The organism is Kouleothrix sp. 19917 (assembly GCF_057073505.1).
On the sequence record NZ_CP097099.1, the window covers coordinates 6,290,661 to 6,308,607 of the forward strand.

A 17,947-nucleotide genomic window follows, 5' to 3' on the forward strand; every position below is an offset into this window, starting at 1 on the left:
GCTGCGCCAGCTACGAACCTGCCTCGTTCTCGGTCAACGCCCTGGGTAGCTGCAGGGCCTCATCGATCGCTTGCTCCAGGGTCAGCGCCTGGCCCGCCGCCCAGGCTGCCGCAAACCCTGCATTGCCGAGCGCGGCGCGTGCGCGTGCTACGGCTCGCTCGTAGGTGGCACGCGCGGCCGGCGCGGTACGCCCGCCGATCGCCGTGCGCAACTGCTCCGCCGCGCCCCAAATGCGCGCTGCCCGCTCAGCTTGCCCGTCCAAAGCTGCCGCACTTCCCAGGCTAGCAAGGCACCAAGCGGCAGGGAGATATTCGCCGATGTCGCGACACAGCACTATATTCGCTGCTAGCTGTGCCTGCGCTTGTGTCAGATCGCCTAGGGCCAGCGCGGTCTCACCAAGACTGTGTAACACCCAGGCTTCGCCTTGGCTTCCCTCGCCGAGCAATTCGCGAAAGGCAACCAGACTCTGCTGCTGAAAATGGATTGCCTGATCATAGTTACCACGGATCTGCGCGACATGCCCCAGATGGTTGAGCAGCCATCCTATGTAGAATTGAGCGTTATTCTCCCGCGCCAGCGTCGATGCCTGGGTGAGAATTCTTTCTGCCTGCTCGGGATCCTCCTGCATGACAGTAACCTGGCCCATCGTCGTCAGCACATCGATAATACCGTATTGGTCGCCAAGCTGATGGTAAAGTGAGAGACTCTCTTCCAATTTCGACCATGCTCCGGCTGCGTCGCCGCGCTCGCGCGCCTGCCACGCACTGCGCAGCAGTGCCCGCGCATATTTTGGCCCACCTTCCAGATCGCGAAACATTGCCAAGCTGCGTTCAAAGAGCGGTTGTGCGGCATTGTAATCACAGCGCATGGCACGCAGTTCCGCCACATAGAAACAGGCCTGAGCAGATGCAAAAGTGTGGCCCAGCCCGGCCCCATACCGGAGTGCGTCCTCCAGGGCATGCTGTAGCTCATACGAATATCTGCGTGCAGAGATATAATAGGCCAGGGGCAAAGCTATTTGTAATAGCAGCTCGGGATTATGTGCCGTGCGCCTCCAGGCTAGCACCGCCTGTAGATTGTCGCTCTCGCCATCCAAGCGCGGTAGCCAGTCGGGCGCGTAATTACCGTTCTCGGAAAAATCACGCTGGGCGAAGGCAGTAAAATATTCGGCATGCCGCTCGTGCAGCGCCGTGGCCTCGCCGCTGGCCGCCAGTTTGTCCGCAGCATACTGACGAATCGTCTCCAGCATGCGGTAGCGCGCATCGCCGGCGCGCGCGTCGGACTGGACCAGCGATTTGTCGACCAGACGCGCCAGCAGATCGAGCACATCGCTACGCAACCCCTCGCCGCAGATCGCTTCGGCCGCCTCCAGCGCCCAGCCACCCGAGAAGACCGCCAGCCGCCGGAACAGCGCCTGCTCCTCCGCCTCCAGCAGATTGTGGCTCCAGTCGATTAGCGCCTGAAGGGTCTGGTGGCGTGGCAGCGCCGCGCGACTGCCGTTGGTGAGCAGCCGGAACCGGTCATCCAGTCGCGCTGCAAGCTGCTCAACGGTAAGAATTCGCAATCGGCTCGCAGCCAGCTCGATCGCCAGTGGAATGCCATCGAGCCGCTGGCAAATCTGCGCGATGGCTAAACTGTTTGCAGCGTTGGCCTGAAAGCCCGCCTGCACGGCCCTGGCTCGCTCGACGAAAAGCTGAACCGCCTCGACAGTAACAAGCTGTTCGGGCGCAGCTAGCTGATGCGCCTCGGGTACGGCGAGTGGCGGGACGCTGAAGATCGACTCGCCACTGATCCGCAGCGGTTCACGGCTGGTAGCGAGGATGCGTAGCTGCGAACAGGAAGCGAGCAGCGCATGGGCTAGTTGCGCGCAGGCATCGATTAGGTGCTCGCAGTTGTCGAGCAGCACAAGCGCTCGTTTGGCACGAAGGTATGCGGTCATGCTTGCCATCAGCGAGCGACCGGGCGCTGAGCTTACGCCAAGCACGCCCGCAAGCGCCTGCTCAACCAGTGGCGCCTGCTCAACTGGTGCCAGCTCCACCAGCCAAACGCCATCGGGAAAACGCTCCTGAATAGCTTCGGCCAATTGTAGCGAGAGGCGCGTCTTGCCCGTGCCACCTGGCCCGGTCAGCGTCAGCAGCCGCGTTGCGGCGAGCTGTTGTGCGCCATTTGCGAGTTCGCGGGCGCGGCCAACAAAGCTGGTGAACTGCGCCGGCAGTGTGTGGGGCGCGCTGCCGTTTGCCGAGACGGCGAGTGCTTCGGTGGCTGCCGGGCTGCCCGCACCACTATCTCCGTTCGTTGCTGGCGCGGCCTGCACATCAGCGCGCGCCAGAGTTCCACTGCGGATCTGCTCATACAGCGCGGTTGTCTCGTCGGAAGGCTCGACGCCAAGCTCGTCGGCCAGGACCTTGCGGCAGCGCTCGTATTGCGCCAGCGCCGCCGAGCGTTGGCCCTTGTGGGCCAGCACGCGCATCAGGCAGCGGTGCGCCGCTTCGTCCCATGCCTCCAAGCCGAGCGTGCGCCAGGCGTATTGGCGCGCCTGCTCGTCCTCGCCAGTCGCCTCGTGATAGGCAAGGAGCTGTGCCAGCGCGTCGAGCGCCTGACGGTGCAGCCGCTCGCGCTGCAGTGTGACCCATTCATCGAACGCGGCGCTGGCCCGAACTGCCAGGCCGGCAAGAAATTCGCCACGGTAAAGCTCCATACTGCTCCGCAGGCGCTCGGCACACTCGGCACACAGCGCGCCAGCATTATGCTGATGTTCCGCAGTTTGGCGCAGTAGCTCGGCGAAGGTGGCAGTGTCGAGAGCGATATCGCTGGCCGGGTTGGCCTGGAGGCTGTCGCGAGTGGCGAGCAGGAATGGAACCGGGGCGGCTTGGTCGCCGAGGGCATGGCGCAGGGTGGTGAGCGCCACGCGCAGGCTGCGGCGGGCGGCTGCGGCAGGTTGATCGGGCCATAGCAGCTCGCACAGCGCATCACGGTTGTGTGGCCCGGTTTCGACCGCCAGGTAGCACAGCAGCGCGCGAACCTTGTCGTACGACAGGCCTGCGAGCGGTTGAGCGTCCAACTGCGCCTGCAACGGCCCAAGCAGGGAGAGCGTGAGGTGCGGCATCGCCCCCTCCAGTTATCCGCGAGTTATAGATTCATGATTTCCTTCATTATAACGCCGAATCGCCCCAATCTGGCACTTTTTGATTTTCTTTTAACACTATTTTTAGCGTTCTTTTAGCGTTGCCCAGGTATACTCGCATCACCGGCCCACTTCGAATGCAACCAAACGTTTGTGATGCGCTTGCTGCGCAGAGCGATTGCTTTCCGCCAGTATGAACAAACAGGAGGAACGACCATGTCTGGAACTATCATGCAGCTCAACTTCAAATTTCACGCCACTGCACAGCAGTACGAGCAGGCAGTCGCGACTCTGGCCGATCAGTTTGCGGCGCTCGATGGCCTGCGCTGGAAGATCTGGATGATTAACGCAAGCCAGCAGGAAGCCGGCGGTATCTACATGTTTGAGGATGCTCAGGCAATCCAGGCATTTCTCGAAAGCCCGCTGGCGGCGCAAGTGACCAGCCACCCCGCGCTGAGCGATTTTAGTGTGAAGCAGTTCGACGTGATGGAAGAGTTGACGGTGATCACGCGCGGCCCGCTCCTGGCGCAGGCAACTGTGTAGCGTGTGGTCGGCACACTCGTGCGTTGTGGGGTTGTGGTGGGGTGACGCGCCGGGCTGGAACTTCCAGCTCGGCGCGTCTGCATGTTTCGCTTAAGCGCAGTTACATTGCTGAGCGCGAAACTCATCCCGCATACGCATCGAACCAACTGCACCGTGTCCCGCGCTTCGGCAACATCGCTCGGCGCTGGCACCGAACCGCCATGCTGGTAGCCACACGCTTCATGGCATCGTTCACACGAACGATGCCATTTCTGTTGCCTGCCCGCGACAGTGCTTCACCGCCGCGCCAGCGGGACGTAGGTTATGTATTCCAGGCTGACCAGGAAGCTACCCAGAGAGGTGGCGTCAAGCGGGTTTCCGGCCTCGTCGAAGATTTGGCTGGCTTCAACTCCAACGGTGTACGTCCCATTATCCACGCCATCCCAGGCCCCGCCAGGCGCTGCGATCTGGTAGGTGGCGGTGCGCTGTGTGCCATTGCCGGCTGGCGCAACGCTCACGAACGTTGCGAGCTGGCTGAAGCCATCCGGCCCAGTCACACGAATGTCATTCCCGTCGAGGCTTGTGACATCAATCGCCTGATTGTCGCTGAAGCTGACCGTAAAGCTGTAGATCGTACCGCCGCTCACCGTGATGTCGGAACCGGTCAGGCTGCCAGCTGCTGGTGCAGTTTTATCGACGGTATACAGCTCGCCAGCCGAAAAATCGCCGTTGACGGTGCCGGTTCCGCCCAGTTTGTTGGTGGCAGTGTCTGTAATCGTGTCGTTGTCCTTGACATCCAGGCGGATGCTGCCATTGCCCGAGCCGGTGCTGGCACTGATGGTGTAGATGTTCGGCCCTCCGCTCACGCCGGTGATCGATGCTCCCACCAGCCCAGAACTTGTAGTCAGGCTGAAATCGCTGGCATCCACGCCGCTCACGGCCTCAGAGAAGGTGACGACGAATTGAACGCTGGCGGCTTTGCTAGCGCTGCTACTGGCGCGCACGCTGGAAAGGACACTCGGCGCGCTGGTGTCATACGAAAGGCTCAGCTGGCTGGCGGCGCTGTTGGTGTTGAGCAGGGAATCCTGCGCCACGCCAGCAGCAATGTCTGCCGTGACCGTTCCGTCGCTGGAGGGGATGAGGTCGAAGCTGTAGCTTGCGCCACTGCCCGCGAAATTGCTCACTGTGGCATTTCCAGCCGTAATATCGCCCGCTGCGAAGTCGGTGACGCTCTCGCTAAACGTCACAGTAACAGGTATCGCGGAAGTATTCGTGGGGCTGGTGATGCTGGTGCTCATCGAAACGGTTGGGCCAGTCTTGTCGATCGTGAAGCTCTGGCCCGCCGTATAGTCGCCATTGCCGGTGCCGGTGCCGCCAAGTTTATTGCCAGCGGCGTCGGTAATCGTGTCGTCGTCCTTGAGATCCAGGCGGATGCTGCCATCGCCCGAGCCGGTGTTGACCGTCACGGTGGCCGAGGCTCCATTGGCATAGGCAACACTCGACACGGATGCCCCGCTAATCGCCCCGGTGGTGGTTAGGATAAAGTCGCTGCTATTCAGGCCAGCAAGCGAACTTTCGGAAAAAACCACAAAGAAGTCGACGCTGCTGGCATTCGTTGTGGCGCTGGCTGGCGAGAAGCGCGAAATACCAACAACGTTTGGCGCAGTCGTCTCGATCGTAAAGGTATTGGTATTGGAATCGAAACTGCTGTTGCCCGCCGCGTCGGTTGCTTTCACCTTGACCGTGTGCGATGTGTTTCCAGTCAGCGCAGACGATGGCGTGTACGACCAGTTCCCGCTCGCGTCGGCAGCGGTTGTGCCATTCAGCGAACCATCAAAGTATACGCTAATGGTGGCGTTGGCTTCGGCTGTCCCGCTCGCCGTTGGGGTCGTGTCGTTGGTCAAGCCGCTGGGAGCGGGCGAGTTCACAACCGGGGCCGGGGGCGGTGTGCCATCATACGAAAGGCTCAGCTGGCTGGCGGCGGTGTTAGTGTTCAGCACCGAATCCTGCGCCACGCCAGCAGCAATGTCTGCCGTGACCGTTCCATCACCGGCTGGAACGAGATCGAAGCTGTAGCTCGCGCCGCTGCCGGTAAAGTTGCTCACTGTGGCATTTCCAGCCGTAATATCGCCAGCCGCAAAGCCGGTGACGCTCTCGCTAAACGTCACGGTAACGGGTATCGCGGAAGTATTCGTGGGGCTGGTAGTGCTGGTGCTCATCGCAACACCGGGTCGGGCGTCCTGGCTTTCATACGCGCCCATATCGCAGGTGCTGTTATACGGGCGGGTGGAACCACGCTGATCCTGGCTGAACAGGCCAGAGCCGCAACTGTTGGTGCCACTGGGGATGGCATCCTGCGCCGCGTTGCCGCCATACAGCAGGTGCGTCGCGGTGCTTCCGCCATTATTTGCCAGCGGGCCAAGCACGCTGGAAAAGACCGTAGCGGGTGTCACCGCCACATCATGCGCGCCAGCCAGCGCGCAACCCGTGCCACTGCCAGTCAGGTTATAATCCTGCGAGCTGAGCGTCCCGGCGCAGTCGTTATCGGCGGCGCTGCTCACGCCCTTCCTGTTCCCGGCCACAATGCTGCTGTTCAGGTTGATCGTGCCAGTGATACGATTGATGCCGCCGCCATCCAGGCTGCTGTAGGCGGTCGAACCATCGGCGCTGTTGCTGGTGTTGCTGGCAATTGTGCTGTAGTTGATGTTTATCGTTGCGCCATTGCTCAACACGCCGCCGCCGCCACGTATCGCCGAGTTGCCGCTCACAGTGGTATTGTTGAGCGTGAGCGTGCCCGAGCCAGCATAGATCGCGCCGCCCGACCCGCGCACACTCGATGTCGTATCGCTGGTGGTGACGCTATTATCGCTCAGAGTGCTGTTGTTGATGGTTATCGTGCCGCCGTTGAACGAAATTGCCCCGCCGTTGAGCCCTGCACCGCCGATATCTTTCACCTGATTATCGCTCAGCGTCACCGAGTTCAGGGTAAGCGACGAGCTGGCGACATTGATCGCCCCGCCGCTGGCTTCCACGCCATAGCGAAGGGTCATGTACTCCAGGGTGGCGTTTGGCACCGGGTTTGCGCCGGGCCGGTTTATTTTCACGATTCGATATGTGGCGGTTTCGGCGCTGGCTGCCGCCTGAATAATCGTGCTGGTGGTGCCGTTACCAGTGATGGTTATGTCAGTCGTAATGTCGGGCAGACTGCTGCTCAGGGTGATGGTGTAATTCGCGGCAAAGGTGATTGTGTCGGCCCCCGATCCTGCCGTACAGTCTGGGTAGGTGGCGGCGTCAGCATTGGCGTTGGTGATGGCCTCGCGCAACGTGCACAGCGCATCGGTGGTGGTGGTGTCTGCGTTGGTGTTGACGACGATACTGGCAGCATAAACGGGCCGGGCTGCGAGGATTGAAGCAAGTGCCCCGAACAAAGCGAGCAGCAAAAGTGCGCTGGGAAGATGTTGGGTGAAGCGGCGCATTATGTTCTCCATGAAGACAATACCACGAGAGTATGCCGTGATAGTAGGGGCGTGGGCGCAGCAAGTCAACGCATAGAATAGTTTCCAATTTCAATCCAAATGATCATTGACCTAATGCACAGCACGTTCTTGTCTTTGCAGACAAACGTCAGAGTCATGTCAACGTTGGAATGGGAACGTGATCAATCCACAGATGACGCAGATTACGCAGATGCGAGACCTCTATCTGTGTAATCTGCGTCATCTGTGGATGAATTTTGAGGCTTTGACCTGGCCTAAACCAACGCAATAGCGCCCTGCTGTAGCAAACATCATAGTGATGCTCGGTGCAGCAGGGCGCTACCGTACAAATATGGGCGCGCAGGTGGCTTAGCGCTGCGCCACGGGAGAATCCTGCACGGTTGTGTTGCGCACGCGCAGCCGCGCGCCGCACGATTCGCGCACAACCAGGCTGGTGGGCAGCTCCATATGCCGTGGTGGGCCAACCTGCCCTTCAATCCGGTTGATCAGGAGGTTGCCGGCGTGCATCCCCAGATCCAGGCGCGGCTGCGCCACGGTTGTGAGTGGCGGGCTCAGGTGGGCCGAATAGTTCAGATCGTCGAAGCCAACCAGCGCCAGGTCTTCAGGCACGCGCAAACCCCGCTGCTGTGCCATGCGCAGAATATCTACCGCCACCGAATCGTTCACGGCAAACACGGCGCTCGGCCGGTCGTCGCGCGACAGCAGCTCGCTGTACGGGTCGCCGCTGGCAGCGCCCACGCCGGGCTGCTGGCAGACCAGCGTTTCGTCGTAGGGGCAGCCATACTCCTCGAGCGCCTTGCGATAGCCCATCCAGCGGTCGCGCACCGAGGTTGTCAGCAGGCTGCCTTTCGGCGAATACACAAAACCGATCCGCCGGTGGCCCAGGATCAGCAGATGCTCGGTGACACGGTAGCCGCCGCCAAGATTATCGGCCACCACGTAGTCGGTATCCAGATCGGGGAAATAGCGGTCGACCAGCACAAACGGCATTTTATCCGCCTGCAAGCGCAGGATCGACTCGTCGTAGGTGAAATCGCTGACTGGGAAGATGATCATCCCGGCGACGCGGTCGGCGCGCAGGCGGGCAATATCGCGATCCTGCTGTGCGAGGCTTTCTTCGGCATAGGTGAAGCTCACCTGGTAGCCACGCGACTTGGCAGCATTCTCCACGCCAATCATAATATCTAAATCGAGCGGGCCGTCGGCGTAGTGCAGCACCAGCCCAATGCGCTTTTCGGCAAAGCGCGGGGCGGGCGCGCTGCTTGGCGGCAGCTGGCGCACAAAAGTACCCCGCCCCGGCAGGCGCTCGAGCAGCCCTTCCTGCACCAGCACACTCATGGCCTGGCGCACGGTGCCACGGCTGATATTGTACTGCTGCGCGATCTCCAGCTCGGTTGGCAGGCGTGCACCTGCTGGCAGGCTGCCATTGAGGATGCGTTCGCGGAAATGAAGCAGGAGCTGGCTATGGAGCGCCTTCGCATTTGATCGGCGATCAAGTATGTCCACAGAAGGGCGCTCCTGCGTCGTGGGTACAGCGCGCGATCGCAGTGTACCTGCTGCATAGTGCTCAAGGGTAGACGCTGAACTGCTGTTCGCCAGTGGGATAGGATGCGGGCAATATACGACATATACAGCCCTCCAGTGATCTTACCATTCCGGTGGTGCAGTGTCAAGCGTTTCTCGCTGTACAAAGTGATCGGGCATGTTCATACAAATATGGACATAGGTATATGCCAGAGCTTGACAATGTTATAAACGTTGTGCTATGCTTGGCGCGCACAGACGGACCAAGCAAACCTAATAGCCTCCCACGCGCCAGGGCATGTCGAGCGGTCGTTACCGGTTCGGCCGTAAAAAGGCGTTACACATGCTCAGGCCAGCCGAGGCTGCTGGGGTGTCATTCTGCATTTCCGCCTGTGGCACCAATACTCGCCGGGCCGATTTCTTTACAGAATGATGGCCAGCTTGAGTTTTCCTTTGGGGAGTAACAGGAGCCATTCTACTTTTCTTCCTAACCAGCCCTGTTTAGATTCTCGTGCGATTTGTGTTTCCAAGGAGGCAAACCATGGGTACGGGGAAGAACACGGATCGGCCGGCGATCAGCCGGCGCACATTCCTCCGAAGCGCTGCCAGTCTGGCTGGTGTCTCGCTTCTGGCGGCGTGTGGCGGGGCTGCTGCCCCGGCAGGCGGTGGGGCGGCCAGCGGCGCAACTTCGGCGCCAGCACAGAACGGCACGGCGCAGGTAACCGTCGAGTGGTGGGACTCGCAGACGGGTGTCGACGAGGAAACCACCAAGAAGATGATCGATACGTTCCAGCAGCAGAACCCCGACATCAAGATCAACCGTACCTACATTGCCCAGGACCAGGGCACCCAGGCTAACCAGAAGCTGCTGACGGCCATCGCTGGCGGCACCCCGCCCGACATCTACAAGTTCGACCGCTTTATCGTCGCCCAGTTTGCGGCCCAGGATTTCCTGACCGACCTGACCGACCTTGCTAATAAGGCCGGCGTGAAGCAGGACGATTACTGGCCCTTCGCGTGGGAAGAAGCCAACTACAAGGGCAAGCTCTACGCCCTGCCCTACGACACCGACACGCGCGCGCTGTGGTACAACAAGACCATCTTCAAAGAAGCCGGGCTCGACCCCGAGAAGCCGCCCACGACCATTCAGGAGCTTACGGATATGTCCGAGAAGCTCATGAAGAAGGATGGCGACAAGGTCTCGCGCTTTGGTTTCAACCCGATCACCGACCAGGCCTGGGGCTACACCTACGGCTTTGCGTGGAAGGGCGTGTTCCAGGACGAAGCGACCAAGAAGATCACGGCATCCAACCCACAGGTCGTCACGGCCATGAAGTGGCTGCAGCAGTTTGCGCAGGGCATCGGCACCGAGAACCTCGACGCATTTGTAGCCGCGTGTGCCGGCAACAACTGCAACGACGCGAACGACTACTTCTGGACTGGCCAGAACGCCATGGTGGTCAGCGGCGACTGGAAAGTCAGCCAGGCCAAGAAGTACAAGCCCGACGTGCAGTATGGCGTGGTTCCTTTCCCCGGCCCCGACGGCCCCGCGCCCTATGCCAGCTGGGCCGGCGGCTGGAGCTGGGTGGTGCCCAAGGGTGCCAAAAACGCCGAAGCGGCCTTCAAGGTCATCAACTGGGTGTGTGGCCCCGAAGGCCAGGATATGTTCTGCAAGGCAACCTACCACATCCCGACGAATAAGAAGACGGCGAGCGACCCGTTCTATACCGCCGATCCGCTGCACAAGGTCTTCATGGATCTGCTGCCCGTCTCGCACACGCGCCCGCCGATCCCGGCCGGCAGCCTGCTGTGGGACGAGCTGGTGAAGGCCCGCGACGACATCTGGCACGGCCAGGACCCCGAAACGCGCCTCAAGGCGGTGGACGATAAGGTGAACGCGGAGCTGGACAAGCTGGGCTACTTCAAGGGCTAAACTCTGGGCGGCAATGCGGCGGCGACGCTGCATTGCCGCCTTTCTTTCGGTGTCGCAGGTGAAGGATCGCTTCTATGGCGCCACAAAACAACACACAGGTGATTGCGGGGGCCCGCAAGCGGCGCAAGTGGTCGCCGCAGACCAGGCGCGACACGATCAACGGCATTCTCTTCGCGCTGCCGTGGATGATCGGCCTGGCTGTTTTCTGGATCTACCCGATCCTGGCCTCGTTCTACTACAGCTTCAACGATTTCAATGCAATTCAGAATCCAAAGTGGGTTGGCTTCGATAACTACACCAATCTGTTCAAAGACCCTGAATTCCTGATCTCGGCGTACAATACTTTCTACTTTGCGGTATTGTCGATTCCACTGGCGATTATTACCGCCTTTGGCCTCGCGCTGCTGCTGAATATGAATATTCGCGGCCGCTTTATCTACCGCACAGTCTACTTTCTGCCAACGCTGGTGCCAAGCGTGGCGCTCTCGCTGATCTGGATTCAGCTCTTTAACCCGGCCACAGGCGTGGTGAACCTGCCCTTTGACTGGATTGGCGTTCGCGGGCCGTGCTGGAATGCCTGCGCCACCTGGTCGCGCCCAACGATGGTGCTGCTGGCGCTGTGGATCATTGGCGGGCAGGTCGTGCTCTACCTGGCGGGCTTGCAGGACGTGCCGCAGGAGCTCTACGACGCCGCCATGGTCGATGGCGCAAACGTCTTCCAGAAATTCCGCGCCGTGACGCTGCCGATGATGACGCCGGTGATCTTCTTCCACCTGATCACCTCGGTGATTGGCGCGTTTCAGTTCTTCGACATCCCATACATCATGACCGGCGGCACTGGTCAGCCTTCTAACTCGCTGCTGTTCTACTCGATCTATATGTACAAGAATGCGTTCGCCTATTTCAAAATGGGCTACGCCTCGGCAATGGCCTGGCTGCTGTTCTTAGCCATCCTGATCATTACGCTCGCGATCTTCCGCAGCGCGCGCTACTGGGTGTATTACGGTGGCGTTGATCTCACATGAGGAGCGATTTACTATGGCAGTTCAGGCTTCTCGTAAACAAGAGCGCGCGATTGTGTCACGGAGCATGAAGGAGCGAATTCGCGGCCTGGCAGTCCATATCCTGCTGATCCCCGCGGCAATCGTCTTCCTGCTGCCATTCCTGTGGATGCTCTCGACGTCGCTGAAACCCGACTCGCAGCTTTATTCTTACCCGCCGATCTGGATACCAAACCCGCTGGAGTGGGCGAACTACCCCAAATCGGTCGCCTACGTGCCGTTTTTCACCTACCTGAAAAATACGCTGATCATCTCGATCAGCAGCATGGTCGGCGTGGTGGTATCGAGCTCGCTGGCGGCGTATAGCCTGGCGCGCATCCGCTGGCCGGGCCGCCAGATCCTGTTCCTGATGACGATCGCCACGCTTATGCTGCCGTTCCAGGTTACGCTGATCCCGGTGTTTCTGGTATTCAAGAACCTGGGCTGGGTTGGCGATTTTCGCCCGCTGATCCTGCCGCAGTTTTTTGGCTACGCCTACTATATCTTCCTGCTGCGCCAGTTTTTTACCAGCATCCCGATGGAGCTTTCCGAGGCGGCGCGCATCGACGGCGCGAATGAGTGGCGCATCTTCTGGTCGGTCATTCTGCCGCTGGCGAAGCCTGCGCTGGCGACTGTGGCGGTGTTCCAGTTTATTCGCTCGTGGACCGATTACCTGAACCCGCTGATCTACCTGAACGACCAGAACCTGTATACCCTGCAGCTGGGCTTGCAGCAGTACAGCAGCCAGTATGGCCGCGAGTGGGGCTTGCTGATGGCGGCGGCGGTGCTGATCACCCTGCCACCGATTATCATCTTCTTCCTGACGCAGCGCACCTTTGTGCAGGGCGTGACGCTGACCGGCATCAAGGGTTAGTTGCGCATACCGTCAGCGCCGCATGTACCAACATGCGGCGCTGTGCCTGCCTGGCTCAAGAACCATTCCCCACTCGCCCATCAGGGTGAAAACAGCTTCCAGTGCCCTTCGGAAACAACTTCGACCGTGCCACCGGCTACTTTGATTGCGGTCTGATCGTCAATCCCGTAGGTCGGCACGGGCACCTCGGCGGCCATTCTTTCCACCCTCTCGGCGCTGCTTTCCGGGTGGTCGGCGTGATCCATGTGTGGGAGCAGCGCAAAGTCAACCAGCCCCAGCCCGGTATCGATCACGAAGGGCGCGTTCGGGTCGTCGTAGGTTTCCCCGAAGGTTGGGGCCGTCACCATGCTGCCCGCGCTGATGCCCACATAGACCGTATCGCGCAGTGAGGGCAGCAGCCCCGCGAGGCCAGATTCGCGCATCCAGCGGCACAAATACCAGACATCGCCACCCTGTACCAGCAGGGCGTCAGCTTCCTGCACCGCAGCAACCCAGTGCTCTTTTCTGATGGTGGGCAACACCGTCAGCTCCAGCACGCCCAACGACTTCCAGCCCAGCTCGCACATGGGGCTGGTGGTTTGCCCGCTGATGAACCGATACGCCATTGTTGGCCCACCGGGGAAGGGATTGATTCCCGTAGGAATGCACAGCGCGCTTGCCTCGGCAATCGGCTTGCCCAGCAGGCTAAGCAGCGCGTTGTGAATGCTGGCGTTTTTGATGCCCGCCGAGGTAAGCAGATAGTTCATACGGGCTTTCTTTCTCTATTTGCCTTCTGCTACTTTCTCGCCTCATACCGCAGCGCCACCGCGCCCGACCCGAACTCCCTCCGGTCGACGAGCTTCAGGTCAACGAGCTGCGAGAGCCCTGCGAACAAGGTCGGCCCGTGGCCCGCAATTCTGGGGTGAACCACGAATTCGTACTCGTCGATCAATCCCATTTCCGCCAGCGCCAGCGGCAGCGTCACGCCGCCGGTGAACAACCCTTTGCCCGGCTGCTGCTTGAGCCGCTGAACAGCTTGCCCCAGATCACCGCGAATAAGCTCGGCGTTCCAGTCGACCTCGTTCAGCGTGCTCGACACGACATACTTCTTTGCTGCGTCGATCGTCTGCGCGAAAGGTTCCATCCAGCCAGGCATCGCCGCCGTCCGGTTCGACAAGCGCCACGCTTCTTCCATCATTCCATACGTCACGCGGCCAAAGAGCAGGGCATCGGCCTGGGCAAGGTTCTCGGCCCAGTAGCGGTGCAGCTCTTCATCCGTGATCCCAACGCGATGATCGACGCAGCCATCCAGTGTCACGTTGATCGAATACCGCAGTGGTCGCATTATGTTCTCCTAAGCGGCTGAACGCCCAAAATCAACGGAAAGCTCAGGCACCTCGCGGATGACATGACTACGCCTCGTTGTAGGCTCGCTCGAGTTCGGCCACGTCGAGCTTCACCATCGTCATCATGGCGTCCATCACAGCCTTGACCTTCCTGGGGTCGCTATCCTGGGTCAGCTCAGTGAATCGTCGCGGCACAATTTGCCAGGAGAGCCCGAAGGGGTCTTTGATCCAACCGCACGCGGTAGGCGTCGCGCCTGCCTTCACGAGCTTGTCCCAGTATTCATCGACTTCAGCCTGATCCGCACAATCCACGTAGAGCGAGACCCCCTCAGAGAAGCTGAAGTACGAACCTCCGTTGTAGCCCATGAAGTGTTGGCCGCCAACCACGAACTCGGCGGAAGTGATGGGGCCGTCCGTGCCTGTGCGGGCGACGTTGCGTATTTCGGAGTTTGGAAACGTCGCGGTGTAGAATTCGATCGCCGCTTCGAGCTGGTCGTTGAACATGAGGAAAGGGGTCACTTTGTTCATGGTGTCTCTCCTTTGTGCGATTCTCTTTTTGGCAGCAATGTTGCCTACCACAAGCCCAACTGCACCGCCGCGCGCCGCCCATCGAGCAGCACATACGGCGCGGCCCAGCCGGTGGTCACGCCGAGGGCGCGCAGGTGCGACATATCGCTCAGGCGGGCCTCGCGGCGGGCGGCGAGAATGCGGTCGGCGCTTTTGGGGCCGATGCCGGGGATGCGCAGTAGTTGCTGGCGCGTGGCGCGGTTGATCTCGATCGGCTCGTGGAGGTGCTGGTCGGCCCAGGCTTGCTTGGGCGTGCGGTCGCGCGGCAGCAGGCCCGTTTCGTCGAACGGCAGATCGGCGGCGCTGAAGCCATAGTCGCGCAGCATGAAATCGGCCTGGTACAGCCGCGCGGCGCGGATCGGGTCTTCGGCGGGCATGTCGGAGAAGGGCGACTTCGCGATTGGGTGAAAGGCGCTGAAATATGCGCGGCGCAAGTCCAGCTCGCGGTGCGCCCGGTCGACGGTGTCGAGTAGTTCACGGTCGCTTTCGCCCACCGCCCCCACGACGAACTGCGTGGTCAGGCTCCTGGCGGCTTTGCGCCCTTGCTGGCGGGCGCGGCGCATCAGCTCGGCGGCCCAGGCCAGCCGCCCCCACATGCTCGACGCAAACTCCTTGTCGGGCGCAAGCTCGTCGAGCCGGGCCTGGTTCGGCGCTTCGAGGTTCAGCGATACCCGGTCGGCCAGCTCGACCGCGCGCTCGACATACTCGAACGACGCGCCGGGGATGAGCTTGAGGTGGATGTAGCCGGTGTAGCCCTCACGCAGCCGCAGCCGCTCGACCGTGGCGAGCATTTTTTCCATTGTGGTGTTGGCGTCGGGGACGATGCCGGAGGAAAGGAACAAGCCGTCGACGCGGTTCTGCTGCTTCAGCGAGACAAACGTCGTCGCCAGTTCGTCGGGCTTGAACGTCGTGCGTTTGCGACGAATTGCGCAGGATGTGAAGCAGTATGTGCAGGCGTAGCGGCAGGCATTCGTTTGGAGCACTTTGAACAGGCGCGTTTTTCCGCCGCCTTCCTGCGTGGCGTTGTACACAAAGCCGGTTGCGTGCGTAATGCCCTGCTGAATGCTTTGTGTCGCAGGCACCTCAGTCACATCCTCGGCGGCTTCTTCACCCAGGATCGTCAGCTTCTGCTGAATATCGGGCTCCATGATGATGGTCGTCGCCATCGCGCCTCCGCTTGCACATCTGTGCTGAAAGTATAGCACATGCGTGCAAGGAGAGCGTGCGCTCGATAGGAATTTTCGGCGTGGGTTCTCTTGCTGCTGCCCACTTCGGCCACCGCATTCAGTCTGCATGCCTGGCAAAGCACCGTAAGATAGATTTATATCCTTCCGTAGCAAAATGTATCTAATCTTTAGATATAGCGCCTCACGATGCGGCCTGGCTTAATCAAATACTAAGACAGGCCAGGTATAGTTCCTCGCGTGGCACAACACTTGCCCATTGCTGCTACAACCTATATTAATAGTGGAAGTGACCACTCTAGAAAAAGGAAACCTGCTAATGCGTACAACATCGAAGAACCTGATTTGATTAGGCATTGCGCTGATCCTTGTTACCGGCCTTGTGCACTTGATCGACGCGCCCGACGCGTTTGAGGAAGTGACCTACAAGGGCGTGCTGTTCGTGGCCAATGGCCTTGGGGCGCTTGTTGCGGCATACGGCATCTGGAAGAACGAGCGCTGGGGCTGGGCGTTGGGCCTCGTCATCGCCGCTGGTTCGTTTGCCGCATATGTTGCCAGCCGCACGGTTGGCCTGCCGCAGCTGCCTGCCGAGCCGGACGAGTGGCTGGAGCCGCTGGGCGTGGTGTCGCTGGTAGCTGAGGGCTTGTTCACCCTTCTCGCGGTGCGCGTGCTTGCGCTCATGCCTTCGCGCTCGGGCCCTTCTTCGCCAGCAATGTAAGCACCAGCTGGAAATTTCGGGCACACAAACGCAGCGCTGGCACGGTGCCGGCGCTGCGCTTTTCATGCGGCGGCACGGCACTTGCGAAGCGGTAAGGCAGCACACTGGTTTGTTTGAAGCGCCGCGAGGCGCATGCTGAAAGCGAGGGAGCTTTATGGCCGAGAAGAACTATCAGGATGCCGTGCAGGCGCTCAAGGCGCGTATCGGCGGGCGCTGGGAAGGCAACGAAGCGGACGGTCGTGGCGAGATGGTCGACATTTTGCGCAACGATCTGGGCTTCAGCAGTGCCGAGGCGAACGATGCGATCGATGCGATGGTGGCTTCGAACCAATTGCGCTACCACACCACCACCGACACGAATGCCCAGATGGTTGGCGCACCTCCTGGTGAGCCGGGCTCTGTGCCGCCGCCGCTGACACCCCCAGGCGAGGGCATGGTGACGGGCATTCCGGCGACTGGTGGCCTGGGCGGGATGCCGCTCGCGCCGGGTATGATTCCCGCGGCCGGCTACTGGGAAGTTGGCGACAGCAGCGATGACGAAGCCGCCCCGGGCCGCGCTGGTCAGGTCACGCCCGACGGCTTGTAGCCTGGGTTCAATAGCACTTCATGCAGCGCGGGTCGCTTCGGCGGCTCGCGCTTTTGTGCGCCCAGCGCCGCGCCACGCCGTGGTACAATGCGCCGGGCGGCGCGGCGTTGCGCCGGCCCGTTTGCAATGATGCAAGCTAAGGAGCAAAACCATGCGCGATATTGCGATTATTGGCACGCCGGTCGATCTGGGCGCGGGCCGGCGCGGCGTCGACCTGGGGCCGGGCGCGATTCGTTACGCCGGCCTGAAAGAGCGCCTGGAAGAGCTGGGCTACCGCGTGCGCGACCGGGGCAATGTGGCCGTGCCGCTGGCCGAGCAGCTTGATCTGCCTGCCACGGGCGAGAAGCTGCGCTACCTCGACGCGATCACCGAAATCAACATCCAGCTCGCCCGCGAAGTGCAGGCCGCCGTCGCCGATGGCGCGTTCCCGCTCATTCTGGGTGGCGACCACAGCCTGTCGATCGGGTCGATCAGCGGCGTGGCGCGCGGGCGGCGCATCGGGGTGATCTGGGTGGACGCGCATGGCGATTTCAACACGCCCGAAACCACGCCTTCCGGCAACATCCACGGCATGAGCGTCGCCGCGCTGACCGGGCGCGGCCACTCGCGGCTGGCAAACCTGCTTGGCAACGGGCCGGTGCTGCGCGACAGCGATGTGGTGATGGTCGGCATTCGCGACCTCGACGCGGCCGAGCGCGCTGTGCTGCGCCAATCGGGCATTCAGGTCTTTACCATGCACGATATCGACCGGCGCGGGCTGGCCTCGGTGATGGAAGAAGCGCTGATGCGCGTGAGCATGGGCACGGCCGGCGTACACGTCAGCCTCGACATGGACGCGCTCGACCCGGTGGCCGCGCCGGGGGTTGGCACGCCGGTGCTGGGCGGCATTTCCTACCGCGAGGCGCACCTGGCCATGGAAATGGTTGCGCAGTCGGGCAAGCTGATTGGCATGGATCTGGTCGAAGTCAACCCCATCCTCGACGCGCATAATGTCACCGCCGAGCTGGCAGTAGAATTTGCGCTTTCGGCGCTGGGCAAGCGAATTTTCTGAAA

The 17,947-nt window shown here is 61.1% G+C and carries 14 protein-coding genes; 7 read left to right on the forward strand and 7 right to left on the reverse strand.

The genetic code is table 11. The features are described from left to right. Positions 1 to 10 precede the first annotated feature (10 nt). Positions 11 to 3,106, reverse strand: coding sequence for an AfsR/SARP family transcriptional regulator (locus M1P90_RS25435; RefSeq protein ID WP_483698364.1), 3,096 nt, complete (start codon positions 3,104 to 3,106; stop codon positions 11 to 13). Between the two features lie 234 nt (positions 3,107 to 3,340). On the opposite strand from M1P90_RS25435, the gene M1P90_RS25440 reads away from it, so the two are divergent. Continuing rightward, entirely contained in the window at positions 3,341 to 3,667 is a 327-nt protein-coding gene (locus tag M1P90_RS25440; protein ID WP_483698366.1) for a YdhR family protein, read from the forward strand. A gap of 275 nt (positions 3,668 to 3,942) precedes the next feature. On the opposite strand, the gene M1P90_RS25445 is transcribed toward M1P90_RS25440, so the two are convergent. Both M1P90_RS25445 and M1P90_RS25450 read right to left on the reverse strand, forming a co-directional pair. Continuing rightward, positions 3,943 to 7,122 carry a beta strand repeat-containing protein gene (locus M1P90_RS25445; protein WP_483698367.1) on the reverse strand — a complete coding sequence of 1,060 codons (3,180 nt, stop codon included), beginning with the start codon at positions 7,120 to 7,122 and terminating at the stop codon, positions 3,943 to 3,945. A 369-nt stretch (positions 7,123 to 7,491) separates the two neighbouring features. Beyond that, entirely contained in the window at positions 7,492 to 8,649 is a 1,158-nt protein-coding gene (locus M1P90_RS25450; RefSeq protein WP_483698368.1) for a GntR family transcriptional regulator, read from the reverse strand. A gap of 559 nt (positions 8,650 to 9,208) precedes the next feature. On the opposite strand from M1P90_RS25450, the gene M1P90_RS25455 reads away from it, so the two are divergent. From M1P90_RS25455 to M1P90_RS25465, 3 genes are all read left to right on the forward strand, one after another. Next, complete coding sequence (locus M1P90_RS25455; RefSeq protein ID WP_483698369.1) at positions 9,209 to 10,600, forward strand: ABC transporter substrate-binding protein; 1,392 nt, start codon at positions 9,209 to 9,211, stop codon at positions 10,598 to 10,600. A 74-nt stretch (positions 10,601 to 10,674) separates the two neighbouring features. Then, the gene (locus M1P90_RS25460) at positions 10,675 to 11,625 is read left to right on the forward strand and encodes a carbohydrate ABC transporter permease (protein WP_483698370.1); all 951 of its coding nucleotides are present in this window, start codon (positions 10,675 to 10,677) and stop codon (positions 11,623 to 11,625) included. A gap of 13 nt (positions 11,626 to 11,638) precedes the next feature. After that, entirely contained in the window at positions 11,639 to 12,514 is an 876-nt protein-coding gene (locus tag M1P90_RS25465; RefSeq protein WP_483698371.1) for a carbohydrate ABC transporter permease, read from the forward strand. A gap of 80 nt (positions 12,515 to 12,594) precedes the next feature. On the opposite strand, the gene M1P90_RS25470 is transcribed toward M1P90_RS25465, so the two are convergent. The 4 genes from M1P90_RS25470 to M1P90_RS25485 form a co-directional block, all read right to left on the reverse strand. Beyond that, complete coding sequence (locus M1P90_RS25470) at positions 12,595 to 13,260, reverse strand: Type 1 glutamine amidotransferase-like domain-containing protein (RefSeq protein ID WP_483698372.1); 666 nt, start codon at positions 13,258 to 13,260, stop codon at positions 12,595 to 12,597. A gap of 29 nt (positions 13,261 to 13,289) precedes the next feature. Beyond that, the gene (locus tag M1P90_RS25475) at positions 13,290 to 13,838 is read right to left on the reverse strand and encodes a dihydrofolate reductase family protein (protein ID WP_483698374.1); all 549 of its coding nucleotides are present in this window, start codon (positions 13,836 to 13,838) and stop codon (positions 13,290 to 13,292) included. A gap of 67 nt (positions 13,839 to 13,905) precedes the next feature. Beyond that, positions 13,906 to 14,367 (reverse strand): VOC family protein, encoded by a 462-nt coding sequence (locus M1P90_RS25480; protein WP_483698375.1) that lies wholly within the window; start codon positions 14,365 to 14,367, stop codon positions 13,906 to 13,908. A gap of 44 nt (positions 14,368 to 14,411) precedes the next feature. Further along, entirely contained in the window at positions 14,412 to 15,572 is a 1,161-nt protein-coding gene (locus tag M1P90_RS25485; protein WP_483698377.1) for a radical SAM protein, read from the reverse strand. Positions 15,573 to 15,954: 382 nt separating this feature from the next. Here M1P90_RS25485 and M1P90_RS25490 point away from each other — a divergent pair, with 382 nt between their 5' ends. The 3 genes from M1P90_RS25490 (at position 15,955) to rocF (ending at position 17,945) form a co-directional block, all read left to right on the forward strand. Next, complete coding sequence (locus M1P90_RS25490; RefSeq protein ID WP_483704688.1) at positions 15,955 to 16,308, forward strand: hypothetical protein; 354 nt, start codon at positions 15,955 to 15,957, stop codon at positions 16,306 to 16,308. A gap of 154 nt (positions 16,309 to 16,462) precedes the next feature. Then, the gene (locus M1P90_RS25495) at positions 16,463 to 16,894 is read left to right on the forward strand and encodes a hypothetical protein (protein ID WP_483698378.1); all 432 of its coding nucleotides are present in this window, start codon (positions 16,463 to 16,465) and stop codon (positions 16,892 to 16,894) included. A gap of 151 nt (positions 16,895 to 17,045) precedes the next feature. Further along, the gene (gene rocF / locus M1P90_RS25500) at positions 17,046 to 17,945 is read left to right on the forward strand and encodes an arginase (protein WP_483698379.1); all 900 of its coding nucleotides are present in this window, start codon (positions 17,046 to 17,048) and stop codon (positions 17,943 to 17,945) included. Positions 17,946 to 17,947: the final 2 nt, after the last annotated feature.